General features: G+C 70.5%; 25 protein-coding genes. 14 read left to right on the plus strand and 11 right to left on the minus strand.

Going from position 1 to position 22,180, the window contains the following annotated elements; genetic code table 11:
• Positions 1-8: 8 nt before the first annotated feature.
• From argH to lysA, 3 genes are read left to right on the plus strand one after another with little or no spacing between them, the layout of a single operon-like run.
• Complete coding sequence (gene argH / locus VGN45_RS09795) at positions 9-1,376, plus strand: argininosuccinate lyase (protein WP_327462226.1); 1,368 nt, start codon at positions 9-11, stop codon at positions 1,374-1,376.
• Positions 1,373-1,618: a hypothetical protein gene (locus VGN45_RS09800; RefSeq protein WP_327461885.1), complete on the plus strand. Its 246-nt coding sequence runs from the start codon at positions 1,373-1,375 to the stop codon at positions 1,616-1,618. Before argH ends, VGN45_RS09800 begins: the two co-directional genes overlap by 4 nt.
• Positions 1,619-1,624: 6 nt before the next feature.
• Positions 1,625-2,899 carry a diaminopimelate decarboxylase gene (gene lysA / locus VGN45_RS09805; protein WP_327461887.1) on the plus strand — a complete coding sequence of 425 codons (1,275 nt, stop codon included), beginning with the start codon at positions 1,625-1,627 and terminating at the stop codon, positions 2,897-2,899.
• 76 nt (positions 2,900-2,975) lie between these two features.
• On the opposite strand, the gene VGN45_RS09810 is transcribed toward lysA, so the two are convergent.
• Positions 2,976-3,512: a phosphoribosyltransferase gene (locus tag VGN45_RS09810; protein ID WP_327461889.1), complete on the minus strand. Its 537-nt coding sequence runs from the start codon at positions 3,510-3,512 to the stop codon at positions 2,976-2,978.
• A 9-nt stretch (positions 3,513-3,521) separates the two neighbouring features.
• A complete protein-coding gene (locus tag VGN45_RS09815) occupies positions 3,522-4,403 on the minus strand; it encodes an MJ0042-type zinc finger domain-containing protein (RefSeq protein WP_327461891.1) in 882 nt (293 codons plus the stop codon).
• A gap of 64 nt (positions 4,404-4,467) precedes the next feature.
• Here VGN45_RS09815 and VGN45_RS09820 point away from each other — a divergent pair, with 64 nt between their 5' ends.
• The 8 genes from VGN45_RS09820 (at position 4,468) to VGN45_RS09855 (ending at position 9,022) form a co-directional block, all read left to right on the plus strand.
• Complete coding sequence (locus VGN45_RS09820; RefSeq protein ID WP_327461893.1) at positions 4,468-5,151, plus strand: ATP-binding cassette domain-containing protein; 684 nt, start codon at positions 4,468-4,470, stop codon at positions 5,149-5,151.
• Entirely contained in the window at positions 5,148-6,032 is an 885-nt protein-coding gene (locus VGN45_RS09825; protein ID WP_327461895.1) for an ABC transporter permease, read from the plus strand. Before VGN45_RS09820 ends, VGN45_RS09825 begins: the two co-directional genes overlap by 4 nt.
• A 12-nt stretch (positions 6,033-6,044) precedes the next feature.
• On the plus strand, positions 6,045-6,692 hold the full coding sequence (locus tag VGN45_RS09830) for a YdcF family protein (protein ID WP_327461897.1): 648 nt from the start codon (positions 6,045-6,047) through the stop codon (positions 6,690-6,692).
• A gap of 80 nt (positions 6,693-6,772) precedes the next feature.
• Positions 6,773-7,507, plus strand: a complete 735-nt coding sequence (locus VGN45_RS09835) for a lysophospholipid acyltransferase family protein (protein WP_327461899.1) — start codon at positions 6,773-6,775, stop codon at positions 7,505-7,507.
• Positions 7,508-7,516: 9 nt separating this feature from the next.
• Entirely contained in the window at positions 7,517-7,885 is a 369-nt protein-coding gene (locus VGN45_RS09840) for a nucleotidyltransferase domain-containing protein (RefSeq protein ID WP_327461901.1), read from the plus strand.
• Positions 7,875-8,384 carry a HEPN domain-containing protein gene (locus VGN45_RS09845; protein WP_327461903.1) on the plus strand — a complete coding sequence of 170 codons (510 nt, stop codon included), beginning with the start codon at positions 7,875-7,877 and terminating at the stop codon, positions 8,382-8,384. The genes VGN45_RS09840 and VGN45_RS09845 overlap by 11 nt, the downstream gene beginning before the upstream one ends.
• Before the next feature lie 56 nt (positions 8,385-8,440).
• The gene (locus VGN45_RS09850; RefSeq protein WP_327461905.1) at positions 8,441-8,635 is read left to right on the plus strand and encodes a hypothetical protein; all 195 of its coding nucleotides are present in this window, start codon (positions 8,441-8,443) and stop codon (positions 8,633-8,635) included.
• Between the two features lie 177 nt (positions 8,636-8,812).
• Positions 8,813-9,022, plus strand: a complete 210-nt coding sequence (locus tag VGN45_RS09855; protein ID WP_327461907.1) for a cold-shock protein — start codon at positions 8,813-8,815, stop codon at positions 9,020-9,022.
• A gap of 62 nt (positions 9,023-9,084) precedes the next feature.
• On the opposite strand, the gene pdeM is transcribed toward VGN45_RS09855, so the two are convergent.
• The 3 genes from pdeM to VGN45_RS09870 form a co-directional block, all read right to left on the minus strand.
• The gene (gene pdeM, locus VGN45_RS09860) at positions 9,085-9,816 is read right to left on the minus strand and encodes a ligase-associated DNA damage response endonuclease PdeM (protein ID WP_327462228.1); all 732 of its coding nucleotides are present in this window, start codon (positions 9,814-9,816) and stop codon (positions 9,085-9,087) included.
• 169 nt (positions 9,817-9,985) lie between these two features.
• Entirely contained in the window at positions 9,986-12,469 is a 2,484-nt protein-coding gene (locus tag VGN45_RS09865) for a ligase-associated DNA damage response DEXH box helicase (protein WP_327461909.1), read from the minus strand.
• On the minus strand, positions 12,466-12,642 hold the full coding sequence (locus VGN45_RS09870; RefSeq protein WP_327461911.1) for a hypothetical protein: 177 nt from the start codon (positions 12,640-12,642) through the stop codon (positions 12,466-12,468). The genes VGN45_RS09865 and VGN45_RS09870 overlap by 4 nt, the downstream gene beginning before the upstream one ends.
• Positions 12,643-12,659: 17 nt before the next feature.
• Between VGN45_RS09870 and VGN45_RS09875 the strand changes: the two genes are divergently transcribed.
• Positions 12,660-15,572 (plus strand): ATP-dependent DNA helicase, encoded by a 2,913-nt coding sequence (locus VGN45_RS09875; protein WP_414643425.1) that lies wholly within the window; start codon positions 12,660-12,662, stop codon positions 15,570-15,572.
• A 6-nt stretch (positions 15,573-15,578) separates the two neighbouring features.
• Here the strand turns inward: VGN45_RS09875 and VGN45_RS09880 are convergent, their stop codons facing one another.
• On the minus strand, positions 15,579-16,085 hold the full coding sequence (locus VGN45_RS09880) for a hypothetical protein (RefSeq protein ID WP_327461913.1): 507 nt from the start codon (positions 16,083-16,085) through the stop codon (positions 15,579-15,581).
• A gap of 187 nt (positions 16,086-16,272) precedes the next feature.
• Between VGN45_RS09880 and VGN45_RS09885 the strand changes: the two genes are divergently transcribed.
• Complete coding sequence (locus VGN45_RS09885) at positions 16,273-16,743, plus strand: nuclear transport factor 2 family protein (RefSeq protein WP_327461915.1); 471 nt, start codon at positions 16,273-16,275, stop codon at positions 16,741-16,743.
• A gap of 16 nt (positions 16,744-16,759) precedes the next feature.
• Here VGN45_RS09885 and VGN45_RS09890 read toward each other — a convergent pair whose 3' ends face one another.
• Positions 16,760-16,942, minus strand: a complete 183-nt coding sequence (locus tag VGN45_RS09890; protein WP_327461917.1) for a hypothetical protein — start codon at positions 16,940-16,942, stop codon at positions 16,760-16,762.
• A complete protein-coding gene (locus tag VGN45_RS09895; protein ID WP_327461919.1) occupies positions 16,939-17,484 on the minus strand; it encodes an AAA family ATPase in 546 nt (181 codons plus the stop codon). The genes VGN45_RS09890 and VGN45_RS09895 overlap by 4 nt, the downstream gene beginning before the upstream one ends.
• An 89-nt stretch (positions 17,485-17,573) precedes the next feature.
• Between VGN45_RS09895 and VGN45_RS09900 the strand changes: the two genes are divergently transcribed.
• Positions 17,574-18,281, plus strand: coding sequence for a DsbA family oxidoreductase (locus VGN45_RS09900; RefSeq protein WP_327461921.1), 708 nt, complete (start codon positions 17,574-17,576; stop codon positions 18,279-18,281).
• Here the strand turns inward: VGN45_RS09900 and VGN45_RS09905 are convergent.
• The 3 genes from VGN45_RS09905 to thiC form a co-directional block, all read right to left on the minus strand.
• Positions 18,278-19,408: an XRE family transcriptional regulator gene (locus tag VGN45_RS09905; RefSeq protein WP_327461923.1), complete on the minus strand. Its 1,131-nt coding sequence runs from the start codon at positions 19,406-19,408 to the stop codon at positions 18,278-18,280. The genes VGN45_RS09900 and VGN45_RS09905 overlap by 4 nt on opposite strands.
• 30 nt (positions 19,409-19,438) lie before the next feature.
• On the minus strand, positions 19,439-20,107 hold the full coding sequence (locus VGN45_RS09910; RefSeq protein WP_327461925.1) for a hypothetical protein: 669 nt from the start codon (positions 20,105-20,107) through the stop codon (positions 19,439-19,441).
• A gap of 73 nt (positions 20,108-20,180) precedes the next feature.
• On the minus strand, positions 20,181-22,157 hold the full coding sequence (gene thiC, locus VGN45_RS09915) for a phosphomethylpyrimidine synthase ThiC (protein WP_414643426.1): 1,977 nt from the start codon (positions 22,155-22,157) through the stop codon (positions 20,181-20,183).
• Between the last annotated feature and the right edge of the window lie 23 nt (positions 22,158-22,180).

Raw genomic sequence — 22,180 nt, forward strand, 5'->3', positions numbered from 1 at the left:
GTCAAGACATGTGGGGCGGGCGCTTCAGCCGCAAGCCGGCCGAAATCATGCAGGCGATCAACGTCTCCATCGGCCTGGACCGGCGCCTTTGGGCACAGGATCTGGCGGGATCGGAGGCGCACTGCCGCATGCTGGCGGCTCAGGGGATCCTCCGGCGGGAGGACGCCGAGGCGATCTTGGGCGGTCTTCAGACCATCCGCGAAGAGATGGCGGCGGGGACGTTTCCGTTCCGCGAACAGTATGAAGACGTCCACATGAACGTGGAGGCGCGGCTGGCCGAGCTGATCGGCGAGCCGTCGGGCCGGCTGCACACCGCGCGTAGCCGCAACGACCAGGTGGCGACCGATTTCCGCCTGTGGGTGCGCGAGGCGTGCGACGCGGCGGCGGAGGGGCTGAAGGGACTGCAGCGCGCGCTGCTGGTTCAGGCCGAGGCGCACGCCGACGCCTTGGCGCCCGGCTTCACCCATCTGCAGCCCGCGCAGCCGGTGACGTTCGGCCACCACCTGATGGCCTATGTCGAGATGTTCGGGCGCGACGCGGGGCGGTTCGCCGACGCCCGGGCGCGGATGAACGAGAGCCCGCTGGGGGCCGCGGCGCTGGCGGGATCGCCCTTCCCCATCGATCGGCACGCGACGGCGGCGGCGCTGGGCTTCGACCGGCCCATGGCCAACAGCCTGGACGCCGTGTCGGACCGGGACTTCGCGCTGGAGGCCCTGGCGGCCGCCGCGATCGCCGCCTCGCACCTGTCGCGGCTGGGCGAGGAGATCGTGGTGTGGATGACGCCGCAGTTCAGCTTCGTCTCCCTGCCCGACGAGCTGACGACCGGCAGCTCCATCATGCCGCAGAAGCGCAATCCGGACGCGGCGGAGCTGGTGCGGGCCAAGACGGGGCGGATCACCGGCTCGCTGGTGGCGCTGCTGACCGTGATGAAGGGCCTGCCGCTGGCCTATTCGAAGGACATGCAGGAGGACAAGCCGCCGGTGTTCGAGGCGTTCGACGCCCTAGGGCTGGCGGTGTCGGCCATGACGGCCATGGTCGCGGCGCTGGCGCCGAGCCGCGAGCGGATGGCGGCGGCGGCGGGCGCGGGCTTCTCCACCGCCACGGACCTGGCCGACTGGCTGGTGCGCGAGCTGGACCTGCCGTTCCGGCGGGCGCACCACGTGACGGGCGCGACGGTGAAGCGGGCCGAGGAACTGGGCGTGGACCTGGGGCAACTTCCTTTGGCCGAAATGCAGAAGATCGAGCCCCGCGTCACCGAAGCCGTTTACAAGGTGCTGTCGCCTGAGGCTTCGTGCGCCAGTCGCACCAGTTATGGCGGCACGGCGCCGGAACAGGTCCGCGCGCGCATCGCAGAGTGGAAGGCGCGCCTGTCATGAGCCGCAAGACCCTGATCCTGACGTTCTGCGTCCTTGGAAGCGCCGCCGTGGCCCTGTCCGCATGCGGGCGCATGGCCGACCTTGAAGCCCCGCCCGCGCGCAAGACCGAGCGGTCTGAACGCGGAGCCGAGGTCGCTCCGATGCCGGAGCCGGCGACCCAGAACCGATCGTCGAACCAGGTCCCGATCGACGGCGGCCCGAACAATCCGTATCGCGGCTCCGGCAGCCCCTTCCAGGAGTAGGGTCGGGTGCACCATTTCGCCCTGTCCGGGGGGGCGCTGAAGGCCGAGGCCGTTCCGCTGGCGACGATCGCCAAAGCGGTCGGCACTCCCGTCTACGTCTATTCCGCCGCGACCCTGCGCCGACACGCGCGGGCCCTGACCGACGCCTTCGCCGCGCATGAGGCGACGCTGGGCCGGCCGCTGATCGCGTTCGCGGTCAAGGCGGCGTCGAACGTCTCGGTGCTGAAGGTGCTGGCCGGGTGCGGGCTGGGGGCCGACACGGTGTCGGAGGGCGAGATTCGGCGGGCCCTGGCCGCGGGCGTGCCGGCCGATCGCATCGTCTTTTCCGGCGTCGGCAAGACGGACGCGGAACTGGCCTTCGCCGTCGGTCTGGGCCTGCGCCAGATCAACGTCGAGAGCACGGTGGAGATGGAACGGCTGGCGGCGGTCGCGGCGGCGGCCAGGCGCGTGCCGGATGTTGCCCTGCGCGTGAACCCCAAGATCGGCGCCGGCGGCCACGCCAAGATCACCACCGGAGGGGAGGGCGACAAGTTCGGCGTGCCGGTGGAGGAGGCGCTGGACCTGTATCGCCGCTTCGGGCGCGATCCGCGCGTGAACCTGGTCGGGCTGGCCTGTCACATCGGCAGCCAGATCACCGAACTGAGCCCCCTGCGGGGCGCGTTCGGCGTGCTGGCGGAGATGACGCGGACGCTGAGGGCCGAGGAACTGACCGTGCCGCGGCTGGACCTGGGCGGCGGGCTGGGCGTGGCCTATGCGGGCAGCGATCCGACCGCGCCGCTGGCGGAGTATGCGGCCATGGTGGCCGAAACGGTCGGCGGGCTGGGCGTCGCGGTGACGCTGGAGCCCGGGCGGCTGATCGCGGCCAATGCGGCGGTGCTGCTGGCGCGCGTGATCCAGGTGACGGAACGCGGGGACGGGCGGCGCATCCTGGTGCTGGACGCGGCCATGAACGACCTGCTGCGTCCGGCGCTGTACGACGCCTTCCACGACCTGATCCCGGTCGCGCCGCGTCAGGGCGAGGCCCTGCCTTACGACGTGGTCGGGCCCGTGTGCGAGACGGGCGACACCTTCGCGCGGGACCGGCCCCTGCCGCCGCTGGAAGCGGGCGATCTGGTCGCCTTCACCGGCGCCGGCGCCTATGGGGCAACGATGGCGAGCGAATACAACAGCCGCCCGCTGGTCCCCGAGGTGCTGGTCGACGGCGACCGCTGGGCCGTGGTGCGCAAGCGGCCGACCTACGACGAGATGCTGGCCCGCGAGCCGGCGGCGGACTGGCTCTGAGGAGCGCGGACGTCCACGTCCGCGATTGCCTTTTCGACTGTCTCGCGGACCTGGAGGTCCGCGCTCCATATCTGGCTCAATCCAACGCGCAGACGTCCGGCAGGCCGCGCCATTTGCCGGCGTGGTCGAGGCCGTAGCCCACCAGGAACCGCTCGGGCGCCTCCCAGCCGACGAAGTCGGGGACCAGGGCGCGGGGCTCGGGCCAGGGTTTGCGGGCGAAGACGCAGGTCAGCACCTCGGCGGCGCCCTCGCGCTTCAGCAGGGCCACGGCCTCCGACAGCGACAGGCCGGTGTCGAAGACGTCGTCGAGGATCAGGACGCGCCGCCCCTGGACCTCACGCTGGAATTTTCCATGGACGTCGATGCGGCCCCGGCTGGCAGTGCCGTCGCCGTAGGAGGCCAGCCACAGGGCGTCGAACCGCAGGTGCCGGCCGCGCCGGGCCAGGGCACGCGTCAGGTCGGCCCCGAACCACAGGCCGCCGGTCAGCAGAACCATGGCCACGGTCTCGTCGTCGACGACGGGGGCGATGCGGTCGGCCAGCGCCTCGACGGTCGCGGCCACCTGATCGGCGGGAAGGAGGACGGTCGGGGTCGCGGATGAGGGCTCGGCCATGGGCCGAGGTCAATGACCCGCGGCGGGCACGGCGTCCAGAGGGACGGCGTCGATCGGGGCCGCCACGGCCTCACGCACCGGACCCAGGGCGGGGCGCAGGGTGGCGGTTCCGGCGGCGGGGGCGGACGGCGCGTGGTCGGCCTGCGGTAGTGGGCGGGCCTTTGGCGCAGCCTCGTGATGCGTCTTCGGCGCCGGGGCGTTCGGGGCGAAGTCGGTCGCCACCTCCTGCGCGCGGCCGCCGGGGTCGGACAGGCGGACGGCGAATCCCTGAACCTTGCCCGGCAGGACCGGCGGCGCGTCCAGGCGGACGTAGTCGTGGGCGATCTCGTGCCCGTCCTCGTCCAACAGGGCGACGCGGATGGTCGGAACCACGCGTTCGTCGTCACGCACGTTGCGCACGGCGCCGGAGACGATGACCATGGACGGGTCGGCCGGCGAGGGGCGGGCGCTCAGCGCCTCGAAATCCAGACCGACGGGGTTCACGTCGACGCCGACGGCGGCGTAGGCGGAGGCGGTGCGGGGCAGGACGTCGACGACCTCCGCCCGGAACAGCCAGGCCGAGCCCAGCAGGCCCAGGGCGACGCAGGCCGTGCCGGCCCAGGCCACGCCGTGGGCGGCGGCGCGGCGCAGTCGGCGCTGCTGCTCGGCGCGGGCGCGATAGGCCTTGGGCAGCTCCGGCGCGGGCGTCTCGGCCAGAGTCTCGGGCGCGGGCTCGGGCGAGGGGGCGCGCGCGACCACGGGCGTGGCGGCGGCGGTCAGGTCCAGCGGGGTCTCCGGCAGGGCCTTCCAGGTGTGCTTGCACGACTGGCAGCGGACGGTGCGGCCCAGCGGACCGATGGCGTCGTCGGGGGCGAAATAGCCGGTGGCGCAGGACGGGCAGGTCAGTATCATCGCCGACTGCGTGGCCTGACGGCCGCCTCCCGAAGGGCGCGCCGCGCCCGTTGCTGCTGGTCCCATGCCGAACCCCGACCGCCGTGCCGTCCCGGCCGCCGCGCCCGTCGCCCGTCTGATCGGGGTCGTGGAGGCGCGCGCCAGGGGGGCCGGGCGGACCGACTCCGGCGAACTGATCCTGCCGCGCGGCTCTTTCCACTTCATTACCGGGGGGCCGGGAACCGGGAAGTCGGCTCTGCTGGCGGCGCTGGCCCTGACGCGGCCGCCCGTGCGGGGGCGGATCGAGGTGTTCGGACAGGATCCCTGGGCCCTGACGGAGGGCGAGCGGGCGGCGCTGCGGCGGCGGATCGGGGCGGCGCTGGGCGAGGACGGGCTGATCGACCGGCTGGGCGTGTTCCGAAACGCGGCCCTGCCTCTGCTGCTGGCCGGCGCGCCGCCGGAGCGGGCGGCGGACGTGCGCGAGATGCTGGCCTGGCTGGGTCTGTCGGAGCTGGCGGAGACGCCCGCCGGGGCGCTGGACCGGGCGCGGCGGCGCGCGCTGGCGGTGGCCCGCGCCCTGGTGGCCCAGCCGGAGCTGATCGTGATCGACGACCCGTTCGAGGATTTGGCGCCCGAGGTCGCCACCAAGGTGCTGGGCCTGTTGACCGCCTTGGGTCAGGGCGAGGCGGCGGTCGTCATGGCCGGTCGCGACCCCGCGCGGGCGAAGAAGGCGGGGGCGACGGTGATCACCCTGGGGGGCGCAGCGTGAGGAGTTGGACGGAGTTTCGCGGGGCCCGCCTGTTGCGGGCGCCGGCGCGGCGGGCGTCGGGCGTGGCGCTGGGTCTGGCGGCCCTGCTGGCCGGACTGGCGCTGATCGGGGCGGCGGCGGCGGACCGGGGGGCGTCCGGCTGGGTCGCCGAGATCGGGCGCGAGGCGACGGTCGTGGTGCGGCCGCGCGTCGATGAGACCGGCCCAGCCGCCGCCGCGCGCGCCGCCGAGGCTCTGGCCGGCGTGCGCGGGGTGGACGAGGCGCGGGCGCTGGACCGCGACGAGGCCGAGCGTCTGCTGCGGCCATGGATTCGCGAGGGCGACCTGCAGGCGCTGACCCTGCCCATGCTGGTCGAGGTGCGGCTGGACGCCGAGGCGCCGGCGGGGGCGCTGACGCTGAACCGGGCGCTGGCGGAGGCCGGGCTGGACGCCGAGGTCGACGACGACGCCCCGTGGCGGGCCGAGGCGGCGCGGGCGGCGACGGGGGTGCGGGCGCTGGCGGTCGCGCTGGCGCTGGCGGCGCTGGGCGCGCTGGGAGCCCTGGCCTGGGCGCGGGCCAGCGCGGCGGTGGTGGGCATGCGGACCGATCTGGCCGTGCTGCATCGCCTGGGCGCCGATCCCCGGCGACTGGGCCTGTTGACGCTGGGAGCGGCGCTGCCGCTGGTCCTCGTGGCGACGCTGGCGGGCGGGGCGGGGGCGGCGGTTCTGGCGGCGGCGTGGAAGCTTCTGGCGGGCGCGGGCCAGGCGGCCTCGGCCCTGCCGGTGGGCTGGAGCGATCTGGCCCTGGCCCTGGCGGCGCCGGCGACGGCCCTGCCGGCCGCGGCCATGGGGGCGATGCGCCTGCTGCGCGAAACGCTTGGCGCGCCCCCCGCACACGGCTAGGCTTCGTTCATCATGAAGTTTCTCGCCGCACTGGCCATCGCGGCCCTGGTCTGGCTGGTGGGGCTGTTCGCCTTCGCCGAGCGGGTCCGCGGGCTGACGCCGGCGGACGAGCCGGACCGCGCCGACGGCATCGTGGCCCTGACCGGGCCGTCGCCCGAGCGGGTCAACGCCTCGATGCGTCTGCTGGAACAGGGCAAGGGCGACCGGCTGCTGATCTCCGGCGTCAATCGTCAGGTCAGGCGGCAGGAGCTGCGCGAGGTCACGCCGGGGTCGCGGCGGCTGTTCAACTGCTGCGTCGACCTGGGCTTCGAGGCGGAGAATACGCGCGGCAACGCCCAGGAGATCGCCCGCTGGGCCCGCGCGCGCGGCTATGACCGGCTGATCGTCGTGACCTCGGATTATCACATGCCGCGCAGCCTGGTGGAGATCCGCACCGAGGCGCCGGAGATCACGCTGATCCCCCATGCCGTCACCACCCCGTCGCTGGACGATTCGCGCTGGTGGCGGGCCACGGTCACCGCGCGGCGGATGACGCTGGAATACACGAAGTATCTGGCCGTGCTGTTCCGCGAGCTGGTGCGGCGCGTCTCGGGCGACGAGGGCGCCCAGGCGGTGCAGGACGCGGCCGAGGCGGCCGAAGACGCGCGCAAGGCGGCGTGACGTTTGATGATCCCTCTCCCGGCGGGAGAGGGATCTTTTTTTGAGATGACCGCCAATCGGCAATCGGCCACACAGACCGCATGACGACCGTCCGTTCCCTGCTGTTCGTGGCCTGGCTCTATCTGTCGATGGCGATCTTCGCCGTCGGCCTGTCGCCCCTGCTTCTGGGGCCGCACGCCGGGGCCATGTGGGTGATCCGGAACTGGGCGCGGTTCGTGCTGTTCGGCCTGCGCTGGATCGCCGACGTCCGGGTCGAGTTCCGGGGGCTTGAGCACCGGCCGACGGGCGCCGGCCTGATCGCGGGCAAACACCAGTCCATGCTGGACGTGATCGCGCCCTTCGCCGTCCTGCCCGACAACTGCTTCATCATGAAGAAGGAGCTGATGTCCCTGCCCTTCTTCGGCTGGTTCGCCTGGAAGACGAAGATGATCGCGGTGGACCGCTCGGCCCACGCGAAGGCGCTGAAGGACATGGTGCGTCAAGCGCGGGACCGCTTCGCCGAGGGCCGCCAGCTGCTGATCTTCCCGGAGGGCACGCGCGCCCCGGTCGGTGCGCCGCCCGACTACAAGCCCGGCATCGCGGCGCTGTATCGAGATCTGGACGCGGCCTGCACGCCGATGAGCACCAACTCCGGCGTCCACTGGCCCGCCCACGGCTTCCGACGACGCCCCGGCGTGGTCGTCTACGAATTCCACCCCGCCATCCCCGCCGGCCTGAAGCGGGCCGAGTTCATGGCGCGGCTGGAGACGCAGCTGGAGGCGGCGTCGGGGGCGTTGTTGGCGGGACCGCTTTGTCGGCGCGCCGTTTCGACATAAAGTTCAGCAATGACCAATCCGGCGCGATCGCAACTGGATGAGCGGGTCCGTCCCAAGGCGGCAAAGCATCTTCGCCAATTCTCTCGTGAGGTGAACGGTCGGTTTCCCGGACAGGTGAGCAAGATTTTGCTGTTCGGCTCCCGCGCTCGCGGCGACGCCAAATCCAAATCCGACTACGACGTCGCGGTGGTGATGACCGCGATCGATGATCGTCGCGCGGTCGATCACCAACTGGCCGACCTGGCCTATCCTCACATTCTGGCGGGCGTTCACATACGCCCCATGTCGGTTCCCGCGTCCGCGCTTGATGGAGGCGCCGATCGTCCGCTGATCGCCAATCTGAAGCGCGATGGGCTTGAGGTCGGGCATGGCCCGTGAGCGGCATCCGCCCAAGAAAAAGCACCAGAACCGTCCCCGGCCGCTGCCCGTCGTGCCGTTGACCGACACGCAGCGTCGAGCGCGGGCGATCGAAGAAATGGTCAAGGCCGAGACTCTGCTTGCGGAGGCCGAAAAGCTGGCGGTGTGGGGCGAGGCGCCGCTGGCCTGCGTGCATTCGGCCTACTATGCCATGCATCACGCCGCCGTAGCCGCGCTTTTCGCAACCGGCGGGGTCGGCAGAGTGGGCGACGTGCCCAAAAGTCATGAGCATGTCATCCAGCATTTCGGAAACTTGGTGGAAGGTCTTGGCGACGAAGCCCTGCGGGCATCGGGCGTCGCCCTCAGCCGGGCGCGAACCGACAGGGTCGCCGCGGACTACGACATGGACGTCGGCTTCACCTCGGCGGAAGCCGCCGACCTCGTGGCTTCCGCACGGGCTCTGGTTGAGGCCGTGAAGGCGACATGGCCTTCGGTGAGCGCCGCCGCCCGCGCGCCATGACGCTAGGGGACAGATCGACGCTCGCATTGAGACCTTCCCTCTCCCATATAGGGCCCATGACTTTCAGACCCACGACGCTGGAGCGGGCCTATCAGCTGGCCGATTCCGGCGAATGCCGCACCGTCACCGAGGTGAAGAAGCGCCTGCAGGCCGAGGGGTACGACCGGATCGCGGACCAGCTGTACGGGCGGGTGGTGACCAATGCGCTGCGCGACCGCTGCGCCGCCGCGCTGGCCCGCGTCGAGGGTTGAGGGGCCGCGCGCCTTGCTTTCGCCGCCCCGGTGGGCCAAGATGTAGACGTCGATCTCTTCTGCGTAACGCTCTCGTTCTCCCGCGCTTCGCCCGAGATCCTCAGCCGCTCCCATAAAAGACCGACCTCTCCGGCGCGCGCTCTTGCGCGTCGGCAATGCAAGACGGAGGTCCAGAAAATGGCGACCGGCACTGTGAAATGGTACAACTCCACCAAGGGCTACGGCTTCATCCAGCCCGACAACGGCGGCAAGGACGTGTTCGTCCACGCCTCGGCGGTCGAGGCCGCGGGCCTGGGCGGCCTGAACGAAGGTCAGACGATCTCGTACGAGATCGAGCAGGACCGTCGCTCGGGCAAGGAATCGGCGGGCCAGCTGAAGGCCGGCTGATCGATCCCTTTCGGGTTTGAAATCGTCGCCCCCGTCGGTCCGCCGGCGGGGGCGATTTCGTTTCAGGCCAGCTTGTCCCAGCCGACGGCGTGGACCTTGTCGCGGCCCAGAACGGCGACCAGCGGGCGCGGCTCGAACAGGTCGGCGAAGGCGGCATGGCGCACGTCCAGACCGCCGGTGAAGGCGCCGAAGGCGGGCATGACCAGCCTGCGTCCGTCGGTGACGAACGCCGGCCGGCGCACGCCACGCGCATAGGCTACCACGGTGGCGCAGGGGTGCAGGTGGCCGACCACCTCTCCCGGCGCGGGCTCGGCTTGCGGTTCGTGGATCAGGGTCAGGCCGCCGACCGCCATCGTGGCGACCACCTCGCCCGCCAGCGTGTCCAGGGCGTCGGCCAGGGCCGCGACGTCGTGGTTGCCCTCCAGCCAGACCCACCGTCGCCCGGCCGCCAGCCGGTTCAGGCGCTCGCGGTCGGCCTCGGCCAGGCGGGCGATGGCGCGGGCGTCGTGGAAGCTGTCGCCCAGCAGGACGACGACGGCGGGATCGAGCTCAAGGATCTCCGCCTCCAGCTTGGCGATGGTGGCGAGGCTGTCGTAGGGCGGCAGCATCTGGCCGCGCGCGGCGAAGGCCGATCCCTTTTCCAGGTGCAGGTCCGAGGCGATCAGCGTCCCCTGCCCCGGAAGCCACAGGGCGCCGGAACAGCGCAGCACGCAGGCCTCGCCGTTCACCCGCACCTTCAGCCCGCCGCAGGGGTGGCGGAAGGGGGAGAGGGTCTGTCTGAGGGCGGCGTTCATCATCCTTCCCCGCTCGCCGGGGAAGGTGGGCGACGAAGTCGGTCGGATGGGGTGGCTGTTCGCATACGCTCATCGCTGGAGACTGAGCGCGTCGCAGTCAGCCCCCCCATCCGTCTCGCTCCGCGAGCCACCTTCCCTCGCAGGGAGGGAAGGATCCTGAGCCCGGCCCTCACGCCATCACCTCGGCGATCAGGGCTTCCTCGGAGAACTCCATGGCGCTGTCGTCCAGGATCATCTCGGCCGCGCCGCCGCCGACGCGCTCGCGGCCGATCTGGACCAGGACGGGCACGCAGAAGGGCGAGGGGCGCTCCAGCGGCTGATGCGTGATCCGGCCCTGGATGCGGGTCAGAAGCGCGCCCAGCCGCGCGACGTCCAGCAGGCCCGCGGCCGCGTCGGCCCGCGCGGTGCGGAGCAGCAAATGGTCGGGCTGATGGCGGCGCAGCACGTCGTAGATCAGGTCGGTGGAGAAGGTCACCTGCCGCCCCGTTTTTTCGGCGCCCGGCTGGCGGCGCTCGATCAAGCCGGAGATGAGGGCGCAATTGCGGAAGGTGCGCTTCATCATGAAGCTCTCCTCCAGCCAGGTCTCCAGGTCGTCGCCCAGCATGTCGGGCTCGAACAGGGCGTCGAGGTCCAGCCCGTCCATCGGCCGGATCGACCAGATGGCCAGCGAATAGTCCGTGACCACGAAGCCCAAGGGACCCACGCCGAGACGATCCAGGCGTCGCGTCAGCAGCATGCACAGGGTCGAATGCGCCACGCGGCCTTCGAACGGATGGCCGACGAGGAAGTGGCGCGAGCCGCGCGGGAAGGTCTCGACCAGCATGTCGCCGGCGCGCGGGATGATGGAGCGAGCCTCCTGCAGCTCAAGCCACTCCTGGACGTCGGGCGGCAGGAGGCGCCAGCGCCCGCGATCCTGGATCAGACCCCGAACCCGCTCGGCCAGGCTCGTGCCGAGCGGATATTTGGAGTTGCCCCAAGAGGGAAATTTCGGATCCGCGTCCTGTGCGCGGGTCACCAAGGCGTCCATCCCCGAAATTCCCCGGAACGCCCAGACCTGACCCGCGAACACGAAAGTGTCGCCGGGCGTCAACTGTTCGAAATACCACTCCTCGGCCTCGCCGACCTTGCGGCCCGCGGTCCAGCGCGCCGCGCCCGTGCCGCCGCCGCGCCGGTGCGCGACCTTGATGTTCATCGTGCCCGCCGAGACGATGGCGCCCACGTTCATGCGGTGGCGCTGGGCGACCTGACCGTTGCGGACCTTCCACTTCCCGTCCTTCGTCCGGACGATGCGGGCGAAGCGTTCGTAGGTGCGCAGGGCGTAGCCGCCGGTGGCGACCAGATCGACGACCTCTTCGAACGTCTCGTACGCCAGGCCGCGATAGGGGCCGCAGCCGGTGATCTCCGCATACAGATCGTCCATGGCGAACGGCTCGGAACAGGCGCAGCCCATGACGTGCTGGGCCAGAGTGTCCAGCGTGCCGACGTGCGTCGGCTCCCAGTCGAAGGCGTTTTCGGCCACCGCCTCGCGCGCGGCCTGGCACTCCAGCATCTCGAAACGGCTGGCGGGCACCATCAGGGCGCGCGACGGTTCGTCCAGCCGGTGGTTGGCCCGGCCGATGCGCTGCACCAGGCGGCTGGCCCCCTTCGGCGCAGCCAGCTGGACGACAAGGTCGACGTCGCCCCAGTCGATGCCCAGGTCCAGCGTCGATGTGCAGACCACCGCCCGCAGGTCGCCCCGCGCCATCGCCGCCTCGACCTTGCGCCGCTGCTCGGCGGCGAGGGATCCATGATGCAGGGCGATGGGCAGGTTTTCGTCGTTGATCTCCCACAGCCGCTGGAAGACGAATTCCGACTGCCAGCGCGTGTTGACGAAGATCAGGCTCATGCCCGCACGTTTGATGGCGTCATAGACCTCGGGGATGGCGTGCTGACCCGTGTGCCCCGCCCACGGCACGCGCCCCCCGGAGATCAGCACGTCCACCACCGGCGGCGCGCCGAGGTCGCCGTGGACGATGGTGACCGGCGCCTGATCCGACGGCGCCAACCACCCCGCGATCATCTGCGGATCGTCGACCGTCGCGCTCAGCGCCACTCGCCGCATGTTCGGCGCGAACCGCTGCAACCGACCCAGCCCCAGCGACAGCAAATCCCCCCGCTTGCCGCTCCAGATCGCGTGCACCTCGTCCAGCACCACGCACTTCAGGTCGGCGAAATAGGCGCGCGCGCCCTCCCAGGCGCAGAACAGGGCCAGTTGCTCGGGCGTGGTCAGCAGAACGTCCGGCGGAAACTCGCGCTGGCGCTGGCGCTTGGACTGTTTGGTGTCGCCGGTGCGGCTCTCGACGTGAATGTTCAGGCCGATCTCGCGGATCGGCGTCATCAGGTTGCGCTCGACGTCGGTGGTCAGCGCCTTGAGCGGGGACAGATAGAGGGTGTGCACCCCCGACCCCGGGCCATGCTCCGGCTTCGGGCCGCGCTCGGCCAGTTCGATCAGCGAGGGCAGGAAGCCCGCCAGCGTCTTGCCGCCCCCCGTCGGCGCGACCAGTAAGGCGTGCGCCCCGGCCTGCGCCGTCGCGACCATCTCCAGCTGATGCCGCCGGGCCGCCCAGCCACGCGACGCGAACCAGTCGGCGAAGAGCGGAGGAAGGGTCGTCACTGGCGAGGAAGCGCTCCCTCGCAGAACCCTCGCCCTTCATTCCAGCGCCCGCCCGCGTCCAGGCAGCCGTCCACGGCGTCGAACTCCGCGAACCAGCAGCCCGCGCAGAACGCCAAGACCAAGGCCATGGCGCCGAAGGCTATTTTGACGCGGCGGGAGACCTGTCGGGCCATTTTCAAACCTGTAGGCGATGACTGCACGGTCCGCCAGTGTTCCGGTTTCGTTTCCGGACCGGAGGGACTATCTTTCAAGTGTGTCCCTCGACTCGCCGACATCGCCGACGACCCGCGCGATTGCGCTCGCCGCCCTGCCCGCCGCGCTGGCCGTGCCGCCGGGCAGCGGGGCCGTGGCGGACGCCGAGGGGGCGCGGAAGATCGGGCGCGGGGCTGCGGAGGGGCTGTTCACCGGCGGGCCGGTGCTGGTGTGCCATGCCAGCCTGACGGCGCGGCGGCTGGGGATCGCGCCGCCGCTGCGGTCGCGGGATCTGCTGGACGTGCTGGAGCTGTTCGCCTTCGTGCGGCCGGCTCGGTTCTGCGCGCCCTCGCCGACCGGACTGGCGCTGGCCACCGGTCAGGCGGAGCCGAAGGGGGCGGAGGCGCAGGCCCTGGCGCTGCGCGAGGCGGGGCGGCTGCTGCTGGAGGAGATGACCGAGGCGGCGTGGCCGGGCCGCGAGGAGGCGGTGACCCTGGCCGAGACGCTGAACCGCGCGGGCTGGGCCTGGGGCGAGCGGGTGCTGGAGGCGCTGCACGCCCAGCCGGTGCGCGAACGACGGCAGAGGGGATCGGGCCTGGACGCCTGGTCCCGCCTGCCGGAATGGGAGGACGAGGCCCCGCGCGGGGAGGCGGGGTCGGCGCCCGTCGACTCGGAGAGCGCGCGCATTCGGCTGGAGAAGCTGCTGCAGGCCTCGGGTCTGGACGAGGCGCGGCCGACGCAGAGCGACTATGCCGCCGAGGCGGCCTATGCTTTTTCCCCCCGCGACGAGGAGGGGCGGCCGCGCGTGCTGCTGGCGGAAGCCGGCACCGGCACGGGCAAGACGCTGGGATACCTGGCGCCCGCCAGCCTGTGGGCCGAGCGGAATGCGGGAGCGGCCTGGGTGTCGACCTACACCCGCGCCCTGCAGCGGCAGATCGACCGGGAGAGCGCGTCGCTGTGGCCCGATCCGGCCGAGCGCAGAAAGAAGGCGGTCGTCCGCAAGGGACGCGAGAACTACCTCTGCCTGCTGAACCTGCAGGAGACGGTGCAGGCGGCGCAGCTGGGGAACGGCGATCTGATCGGCGCGGGGCTGGCGTCGCGATGGGCGATGCACACGCGTGACGGCGACATGACCGGCGGCGACTGGCCCGGCTGGCTGCCGACGCTGTTCGCCGTCTCGCCGGGGCAGCAGGCCTCGGCCGCCAATCTGGTGGACCGGCGCGGCGAGTGCGTGCACGCCGCCTGCCCCCACTACCGCACCTGTTTCGTCGAGAAGACCATCCGGGCCAGCCGGCGGGCCGATCTGGTCATCGCCAACCACGCGCTGGTCATGACCCAGGCGGCGTTCGACGGGGCACGCACGGCGCGGGGGCTGAAGCAGGACGGGGAGACGGCCGCGCTGAAGCGCATCGTCTTCGACGAGGGGCACCACCTGTTCGACGCGGCCGACGGGGCGTTCTCCGCGGCCCTGTCGGGGCAGGAGGCGGCCGAGCTGCGGCGGTGGATCCGCGGGCCGGAGGGGCGCGGCCGGCGCGGGCGCGGGCTGGAGCAGAGGATCGGCGAGCTTTGCGGGGACAGCGAGCAGGCCACGCAGGCGCTGAACGACGCCATCCGCGCGGCGGCCCAGCTGCCGGGCGAGGGCGTGTCCAGCCGCATCGCCCCGCCCTCGGGCGAGATCAATCCCGTCGGGCCGATCGAGCGGTTCCTGGTGGCGGCGCTGGAGCAGCTGCGCGCGCGGACCAGCGAGAACGCCACGCCCGGCGGGGGCGAGTTCGGCATGGAGTGCGCCCTGTTCCCCGTGACCGAGCCGGTGCTGGAGACCGCGCGGGCGGCGGCGCAGGCGCTGGCGGCGGTCGAGGCGCCGCTGCTGGCCCTGTCGCGGCATCTGGAAGACATCCTGGACGACGAGGCCGCGGATCTGGAGCCCTCGTCGCGCGCCCGAATCGAGGGGGCCCTGCGCGGGCTGGACCGGCGGGCGCGGATGACCCTGCCCGGCTGGCGCGCCATGCTGCAGGCGCTGGAGAGCGACACGGGCGAGCCGGATCCGGACTTCGTCGACTGGCTGTCGGCAGAGGCCGCCTTCGGGCGGATCCACGACGTGGCCCTGAGGCGGCACTGGATCGATCCGACCGTGCCGCTGGAGGCGGCGGTCGTCATGCCCTCGCACGGGGTGCTGGTGACCTCGGCCACGCTCAGCGATCCGTTGGCGCCAAGCGACTCTGGCGATCCGTTCGAGCTGGCCCGGCTGCGCACCGGGGCGGCGCGGCTGATCGAGCCGGCGCGGACGCTGAAGGTCGACAGCCCGTTCGACTATGCGGCGAACAGCCGGGTGATCGTGATCACGGACCTGATCAAGGACGACCCGCGCCAGACGGCGGCGGCGATGCGCGAGCTGTTCCTGGCGGCGGGCGGCGGCGGGCTGGGCCTGTTCACCGCCATCCGCCGGCTGAAGGCGGTGTACGAGCGGCTGGGGCCCGACCTGGCGAAGGCGGGCATCCCCCTGCACGCCCAGCATGTCGACCCGCTGGAGGTCGGGGCGCTGGTCGACGTGTTCCGGGCCGAGGAGGACAGCTGCCTGCTGGGCACCGACGCGGTCAGGGACGGGGTGGACGTGCCGGGACGGTCCCTGCGCATCCTGGCCTTCGACCGGGTGCCGTGGCCGCGGCCGGACCTGCTGCACAAGGCGCGGCGCGAGCGGTTCGGCGGCAAGGGATATGACGACGCCCTGGCGCGCGGGCGGATGGCCCAGGCGTTCGGCCGCCTGATCCGCCGGGCCGACGACCGGGGGGTGTTCGTCATGCTGGACGCCGCCTGCCCCACCCGCCTGTTCGCCGGCCTTCCTCCGGGCACGGAGGTCCGGCGGCTGGGCCTGGCCGAGGCAGTGGAAGAGGTGGGGGCGTTCCTGGGCTGAAGGAGCTCACCCCGTCCGGTGCGCGAAAACACCGTCCGTCGAGTCCGTCGAGTCCGCTGAGTCCGCGTCGGCGCGGTGCACGTGCCAGAGCGCCTCATCCTCGGCAAGCAGACGATGGACCTCCGCGTCATCCTCGTCCATGGCCAGGCGGACGCGGCGCCAGCGCAGGGCGTCGGCGGCGTCTCCGCGCAGCACGGCCCGCAGCATACGCCGCCAGGCGACGTAGGACAGTTCTCTCAGTTCGACCCGGTCCAGGTCGCCGCCGATCCGTTCCTCAAGCACCCGCCCCTCGTCCTGGGGGTCCAGCCGGTCGGGCGGCCTCCACGCCTGGTCCGCGCGGCGCCACCCCTCGCGCGCCGCCCGGCTGTGCAGGGCCGTCCGGCCGACGCCGTGCCGCCGGCAGGCCTCCGCCGCCGACATGCCGGAGACATAGTCGTCGCGCACCCGCGCCCAGACCTCGTCCGGCGCGATGCGCGGGTTCGCGCGGGTGAGGGGTGAGGGGGTTCCGGCCATGGATCGTCGTCCTGCGTGATGAAACGCGGGATTATGCGGGGCGCCGGGAGGGGTGTTCGAAAGAAAGGAGTTCGAACGGGGACGGGCCTTGATCCGAATGGGGAAATCTGGGCGTGCTGTGACGACTTCCCCAGTCTGCGCGGTCTCGACGGCTGTGCCGGACGGGTCCGGGAAAGGAAGGTGCGCCATGCGAAGACGAGGCATTCTGATCGCGACGATCGCGGCCGCAGTCGCTCCTGGCTGGGCGGGCCAGGCCCAGGACGGCGGGGCCCAGGACGGCGGATCAAGGGCCGAGGTGGCGGCGGCGAACGCGGCCTATGACGCCGCGATCCTGGCCCGGGACGCGGCGGCGCTGGACGCCCTGTTCGCGCCGGACTTCGTCTATGTCGGCACCCACGCCAACCGGCGCGACCGCACCGAGCAGATCCGCAACATGACGGCGGGCGAGGGGCGGCTGGTCACGGGCGGCAGCGAGGAGGTGGAGATCACCCTGCTGGGCGACGACGCAGCCCTGGTCACCGGCCGCGTCCGCGGCGTCTGGCGCGAAGGCGGGACCGACGAGGCGGTGGACGAACGCTACACCACCGTCTGGGTGCGGATCGACGGCCGCTGGCGGCTGAAGCACGAGCACGTCAGCCTGAGACCGGCGCAGCGCTAGCGGCGGGCGGACGGGCTCAGGCCGCCTTGGTCTTCCGGGGCTTCACCGGGGCGTCGGCGGCGGTGACGAGGTGACCCTTCCAGCCGGGGGGCGGCAGGAACTTGCCGGACTGTTCCTCGCGCGTGCCGTGCTTGGCCATCTCCGCCGCGCGGCGCAGGCCCTTCAGGACGGTCTCGTGATCGAAGATCGACTTGTTCATCGCGGTCCCCAATCTAGCAGTTCCGGGGCCTCGCCGCCACTGTCGTAGACCTTCCAGTCGTCGGCCAGGGGTTTGTAGGTCGTCTCCAGATATTCGAGGCTGAGCCCGAAGCGGCGTCGCAGAGCGTCCTCCGGGATGCCGTGGCCGCCTTGCGCCACGCGGCGCGCCACGCGGGCGACCGAGTGGTCCGCTGTGGGCAGGCGCAGATAGACCCGTTTGAACCGATAGCCATCGTCATCCTCCGGCCGGGCAAAGCCCGGACCGGGGGAGGCCTTCCAGTCGCGGATGCGCACCGCATGGGACCGCGTGGCGAGCGTCGTCTCCAGCACGAAGTCCGCCCGATCCGCCACCAGGGCCTCCAGACGCTCCAGCACCCGGCGCCCGGCCATCAGATCACGCGCGGCGCCCACGCCGGTCAGACCGCGCGCGACCTCGTCCGGATTGACGAACTGGAACGCCTCCGCCCGCTCGCGCAGAAAGCCGTTGATGAAGGTGGTCTTCCCGGCGCCGTTGGGGCCGGCGAGGAGGACGAGGGTGGGCATGGGTGGAGGTTAGCGCAAAGGTTGAGGCAAGGCGACGTTCGCATCGACCTTCGCTTCCGCCACGTCCCGGCGGCCCCCATGTGCGGGGCATGACCGACGCCGCGCCCCCTGCCCCCGCCATGACCCGCACCCTGAAGATCGACTTCGTCTCGGACGTGGTCTGCCCGTGGTGCGTGGTGGGGCTGGGCGGGCTGGAGGCGGCGCTGGCGACACTGAAGGCCGAGGGGATCGGGGCGGAGATCACCTTCCGGCCGTTCGAGTTGAACCCGCAGATGGCTCCCGAGGGCGAGAACATCGTCGAGCATGTCGGCCGCAAATACGGATCGACGCCGCAGCAGTCGGCGGCCAACCGGGCCATGATCACCGAGCGGGCCGCCGAGGCCTGGCCGGGGTTCGAGATGCGGATGGGCGAGGAGAGCCGCATCTGGAACACCTTCGACGCCCACCGCCTGCTGCACTGGGCCGGGACCGTGGGACCGGACGCCCAGCGGGCGCTGAAGGCGGCCCTGTTTACCGCCCACTTCACCGAGGGGCGCCGCCTGACCGACCCCGAGGTCCTGGCCGACGCGGCGGCGGCGGCGGGGCTGGATCGGGCCAAGGCCGTCGAGGTCCTGGCCGACGACCTGTACGCCGCCGAGGTGCGCGCCGAAGAGGCCCTGTGGCTCTCGCGAGGCGTCACCGGCGTGCCCGCCGTGGTGGTGGAGGGGAAGTGGCTGATCAGCGGAGGGCAGCCGGCGGGGGTGTTTGAGGAGGCGTTGCGGGGGATGGCGGGGGAGAGCCATCCCTCACGCAACTAGGGAACGGGCTTCAGGCGCACGACTGGTGCCGCTTCTTGCCGAAGGTAGCCGCGTGGCAGCGAGGCCAACAATTCGAGATCGCCCGGTTCTAGGCCTACGCCGTCCAAAATTTCCTCGCGAGTTAGCACCTTTCCCTCAATGCAGATTTTGACGGCCTCGGCGAGCGCCACGGGCAGTTCAGGCTTAAGATCATCATCCAGAGGTTCAGCTTTCCGCCAGCCTCTCGCGCTTAGATACTTGAACAGACGAGCCTTATATTCCGGTTCGACCACGCCAAGGGCGGCGGCGCGCATGATCATTCCTGCAACAGACACTCTCCATTTACGCTTGAGAGAAACGAAATGGTCTAAATCTAGCGAGTACAAATCTTTCGCGAACGACTCTGCGGGCAAGAGAAACGCGCTGGCAAACTTATGAGCTTGAGACTCCAGCTCAGCGTACTGAGCACGGTTGAGGCTCAAGGGTTGAATCCCTTGGTGCATGACCAAGTGGCCGAGCTCATGTGCGGCGTCAAAGCGCGAACGGGCGGCAGATGCCTTATCCGCGGAAAGAAGCACGAAGGGTCGCCGGCAATCGATCGACCAAGCCGAAACCCCGTCCATCTTCGCGCCGCCCAACTCCTCCCGTACGACAATGGCTCCAGCGTTCTCCAGAACTGCCACCATGTCGGCGATCGGCCCAAATCCTAGTCCCCAGTGCTCTCGACACGCCGCCGCTGCGGATTCGATACCAGCGTCATCAATCTGACCAAGATCGCCCATGTCCAGGGCGGGAAAATCCACGCGGGCGAAATCCACCCACTCGGACAAAAATTCTTTCAGCAATTCTGCCCAGCGCAGTCGGGACTTCGATTTCTTCTGAAGTCCAATGGTGATGCTGGCGTTAGACCGGAAGAAATGCTGCTCTGGACAGCTGCCTGCTTGACTGAACAACGTCGCTCGCACGCTCAGCGCTGCGCAGAGCTTCGAAACTGCATCCCAATCAGGGTTCTGACGTCCCGTTTCCCAAGCTGAGACCGTGGAAGAATCCCTGCCCACCATCTGAGCGAGCGAAGTCTGAGTGAGGCCACGCGCCAAGCGTGCCTCTTCCAGGCGTGCTCCATTAAAGGTCGCGATCCCGCGTGCCATATACTCTACCCTATCTTAGGTCGCAGACCGTCAACCGGTGCCTTCGTCGGCCGATCCCTCCGACTTGCGCCGGGGGCGCAGCTGCGGGATTCGACGCTCCGGGACAGGCGGGGTTTCGGCCCAATCGGCCTCTTCGTAAAGAGCAGTCACTTCATCAAGCGAACGATAAAAGTGCCACGCCTTCAGCGAGGACGTGGGTACGCCGAAATAGATGCCAGCCGGGAGGCTCTGGTCCTCATCGCGATGGGGTTTGGCGATTAGGAGCATTCCGAAGCGGAAGCCCTGAAGCGGTCGCTTCTCGTCTTCCTCCCAAAACGAGGGCTGCTGCGGTTCTAGTTCCTCGTTCAACTTGGCCAACTGGGCCCGCGCGTTGGAGCGTCGGAGATCATCCAACGAGTTCGTAATGCAGGTGGCCAGAATCATGCGGCCCAGCCGCACCAGCGGCATCGGATAATGGGACGAGCCGGCCCGAAGGATGAGCTTCTCCCCCCCTACCGCCTCTCCTGCATCCACGACCCGCTTCTGCACGGCGTAGTGCCGGTCCGTTCCTCGGGCGTAGGCATACTGCTCCGGCAGCACGCGCCCGTCTGCCACGGCCAAACGATGCGCGGAGGCGAAAGCCCCGTCGATCCCTTCGCGAACTGACGGGAAGAAGTCGCTCGGTATCTCCTGCCGGACGACCCGCGAGAAAAAGCCCATTTAGCCCACCTGATCTGTGCCTAGGCGGAAAATGGCGCATATTTCTGCGTCATGCAAGGGGACTGGAAGATTTTTATGTGGGCAGGACCTTCACCTCGATCTCCCCGCCCCCGGCTCGGAACTTCTCGCTCATCGCCTGCATCCCCGCCTCCGCCTCGGCCAGCGAGGCGCCCGCGTCGTTCTGGACGCGCGCGGCGTCGCGGATGTCCTGGCTGATCTTCATGCTGCAGAACTTCGGCCCGCACATGGAGCAGAAGTGGGCGGTCTTGTGCGCCTCCTTGGGCAGGGTCTCGTCGTGGTATTGGCGCGCGGTTTCGGGGTCGAGGCCGAGGTTGAACTGGTCCTCCCACCGGAACTCGAACCGGGCGCGGCTGAGCGCGTCGTCGTGCAGGCGGGCGGCCGGGTGGCCCTTGGCCAGGTCGGCGGCGTGGGCGGCGATCTTGTAGGTGATGACGCCGTCCTTGACGTCCTGACGGTCGGGCAGGCCCAGGTGCTCCTTGGGCGTGACGTAGCAGAGCATGGCCGTGCCGAACCAGCCGATCATGGCCGCGCCGATGGCCGAGGTGATGTGGTCATAGCCCGGCGCGATGTCGGTGGTCAGCGGCCCCAGGGTATAGAAGGGCGCCTCGTGGCAGTGTTTCAGCTGCTCGTCCATGTTGGCCTTGATCTTGTGCATCGGCACGTGGCCGGGGCCCTCGATCATGACCTGGCAGCCGTGGTCCCAGGCGACCTTGGTCAGCTCGCCCAGGGTGCGCAGTTCGGCGAACTGGGCCGCGTCGTTGGCGTCGGCGATGGAGCCGGGGCGCAGGCCGTCGCCGAGGCTGAAGGAGACGTCGTAGGCGCGCAGGATCTCGCAGATCTCGTCGAAGCGCTCGTACAGGAAGCTCTCCTTGTGGTGGGACAGGCACCACTTGGCCATGATGGAGCCGCCGCGCGACACGATGCCGGTGACGCGGTTGGCCGTCAGCGGCACGAAGGGCAGGCGCACGCCCGCGTGGATGGTGAAATAGTCCACGCCCTGTTCGGCCTGTTCGATCAGGGTGTCGGCGAAGATGTCGAAGGTCAGGTCCTCGGCCACGCCGCCGACCTTCTCCAGCGCCTGATAGATGGGGACGGTGCCGATGGGGACCGAGCTGTTCCTGATGATCCAGTCGCGGATGTTGTGGATGTTGCGGCCGGTCGACAGGTCCATGACGTTGTCGGCGCCCCAGCGGGTGGCCCAGACCAGCTTGTCGACCTCGTCGTCCACCGAGGACAGGACGGCGGAGTTGCCGATGTTGGCGTTGATCTTCACCAGGAAGTTGCGGCCGATGATCATCGGCTCGACCTCGGGGTGGTTGATGTTGTGCGGGATGATGGCGCGGCCGCGGGCGATTTCGGAGCGGACGAATTCGGGGGTGACATGGTCGGGAATGCTGGTGCCGAAGCTCTCGCCATCTCGCTCGGCCCTAACGCTCGCGACGCGGTCGCTCGCTCCTTGAGGGCCCTCGCTGCGGCCCCACAGATCCTTGGCCTCGGCCCGCCTCATGTTCTCGCGGATGGCGACGTATTCCATCTCGGGCGTGATGATGCCGGCGCGGGCGTATTCCAGCTGGGTCACCGGGCGGCCGGGCACGCCCTTGAAGACGCGGTGACGGCTGGTGTCGAAGCGGGGGGCGAGGTGCTTGCCCGAGGCATGGCCGTTGTCTTCCGGCTTCACCTCGCGCGGATGGGCGACGGGGGCGATGTCGCCGCGGTCCAGCTGCCACGACGACTTCACCTTCGGCAGGCCTTTCGTGATGTCGATGGTCACGGTCGGGTCGGTGTAGGGGCCGGAGGAGTCATAGATGGTCACCGGCGGCTCGTTGGCCGAGGGATGCACCGCCACCTCGCGGAACGGCACGCGGATGTCGGGGTAGAGTTCGCCCTGCACATAGACCTTGCGCGACCCGGCGCGCTCGCCGGTGGGGATCGATCCCGTCTCCTTCATCACGGCCTCGCGGGCGTCCTTGAGCGGGAGCGTGCTCTCCGGCTCGTGCGGCTGGTCGGCGGGGGTGACGTGGACGTTCATGGCGGCCTCTTCTCGACAAGAGG

This window comes from Brevundimonas sp., from assembly GCF_035999125.1.
Taxonomy (GTDB): domain Bacteria; phylum Pseudomonadota; class Alphaproteobacteria; order Caulobacterales; family Caulobacteraceae; genus Brevundimonas.

Bases quoted from the DNA above. Each gene is read 5' to 3' on its own strand.
- VGN45_RS09910 (WP_327461925.1), bottom strand. From the start codon at position 20,107: ATGGGCTTTTTCTCGCGGGTCGTCCGGCAGGAGATACCGAGCGACTTC.
- VGN45_RS09870 (WP_327461911.1), bottom strand. From the start codon at position 12,642: ATGGCCCGACAGGTCTCCCGCCGCGTCAAAATAGCCTTCGGCGCCATG.
- VGN45_RS09830 (WP_327461897.1), top strand. From the start codon at position 6,045: ATGAAGTTTCTCGCCGCACTGGCCATCGCGGCCCTGGTCTGGCTGGTG.
- VGN45_RS09900 (WP_327461921.1), top strand. From the start codon at position 17,574: ATGACCGACGCCGCGCCCCCTGCCCCCGCCATGACCCGCACCCTGAAG.
- VGN45_RS09810 (WP_327461889.1), bottom strand. From the start codon at position 3,512: ATGGCCGAGCCCTCATCCGCGACCCCGACCGTCCTCCTTCCCGCCGAT.
- VGN45_RS09850 (WP_327461905.1), top strand. From the start codon at position 8,441: ATGACTTTCAGACCCACGACGCTGGAGCGGGCCTATCAGCTGGCCGAT.
- VGN45_RS09875 (WP_414643425.1), top strand. From the start codon at position 12,660: ATGACTGCACGGTCCGCCAGTGTTCCGGTTTCGTTTCCGGACCGGAGG.
- VGN45_RS09890 (WP_327461917.1), bottom strand. From the start codon at position 16,942: ATGAACAAGTCGATCTTCGATCACGAGACCGTCCTGAAGGGCCTGCGC.
- VGN45_RS09905 (WP_327461923.1), bottom strand. From the start codon at position 19,408: ATGGCACGCGGGATCGCGACCTTTAATGGAGCACGCCTGGAAGAGGCA.
- VGN45_RS09840 (WP_327461901.1), top strand. From the start codon at position 7,517: ATGACCAATCCGGCGCGATCGCAACTGGATGAGCGGGTCCGTCCCAAG.
- VGN45_RS09800 (WP_327461885.1), top strand. From the start codon at position 1,373: ATGAGCCGCAAGACCCTGATCCTGACGTTCTGCGTCCTTGGAAGCGCC.
- pdeM (WP_327462228.1), bottom strand. From the start codon at position 9,816: ATGAACGCCGCCCTCAGACAGACCCTCTCCCCCTTCCGCCACCCCTGC.
- VGN45_RS09815 (WP_327461891.1), bottom strand. From the start codon at position 4,403: ATGATACTGACCTGCCCGTCCTGCGCCACCGGCTATTTCGCCCCCGAC.
- VGN45_RS09835 (WP_327461899.1), top strand. From the start codon at position 6,773: ATGACGACCGTCCGTTCCCTGCTGTTCGTGGCCTGGCTCTATCTGTCG.
- thiC (WP_414643426.1), bottom strand. From the start codon at position 22,157: ATGAACGTCCACGTCACCCCCGCCGACCAGCCGCACGAGCCGGAGAGC.
- argH (WP_327462226.1), top strand. From the start codon at position 9: ATGTGGGGCGGGCGCTTCAGCCGCAAGCCGGCCGAAATCATGCAGGCG.
- VGN45_RS09820 (WP_327461893.1), top strand. From the start codon at position 4,468: ATGCCGAACCCCGACCGCCGTGCCGTCCCGGCCGCCGCGCCCGTCGCC.
- VGN45_RS09845 (WP_327461903.1), top strand. From the start codon at position 7,875: ATGGCCCGTGAGCGGCATCCGCCCAAGAAAAAGCACCAGAACCGTCCC.
- VGN45_RS09880 (WP_327461913.1), bottom strand. From the start codon at position 16,085: ATGGCCGGAACCCCCTCACCCCTCACCCGCGCGAACCCGCGCATCGCG.
- VGN45_RS09895 (WP_327461919.1), bottom strand. From the start codon at position 17,484: ATGCCCACCCTCGTCCTCCTCGCCGGCCCCAACGGCGCCGGGAAGACC.
- VGN45_RS09855 (WP_327461907.1), top strand. From the start codon at position 8,813: ATGGCGACCGGCACTGTGAAATGGTACAACTCCACCAAGGGCTACGGC.
- VGN45_RS09885 (WP_327461915.1), top strand. From the start codon at position 16,273: ATGCGAAGACGAGGCATTCTGATCGCGACGATCGCGGCCGCAGTCGCT.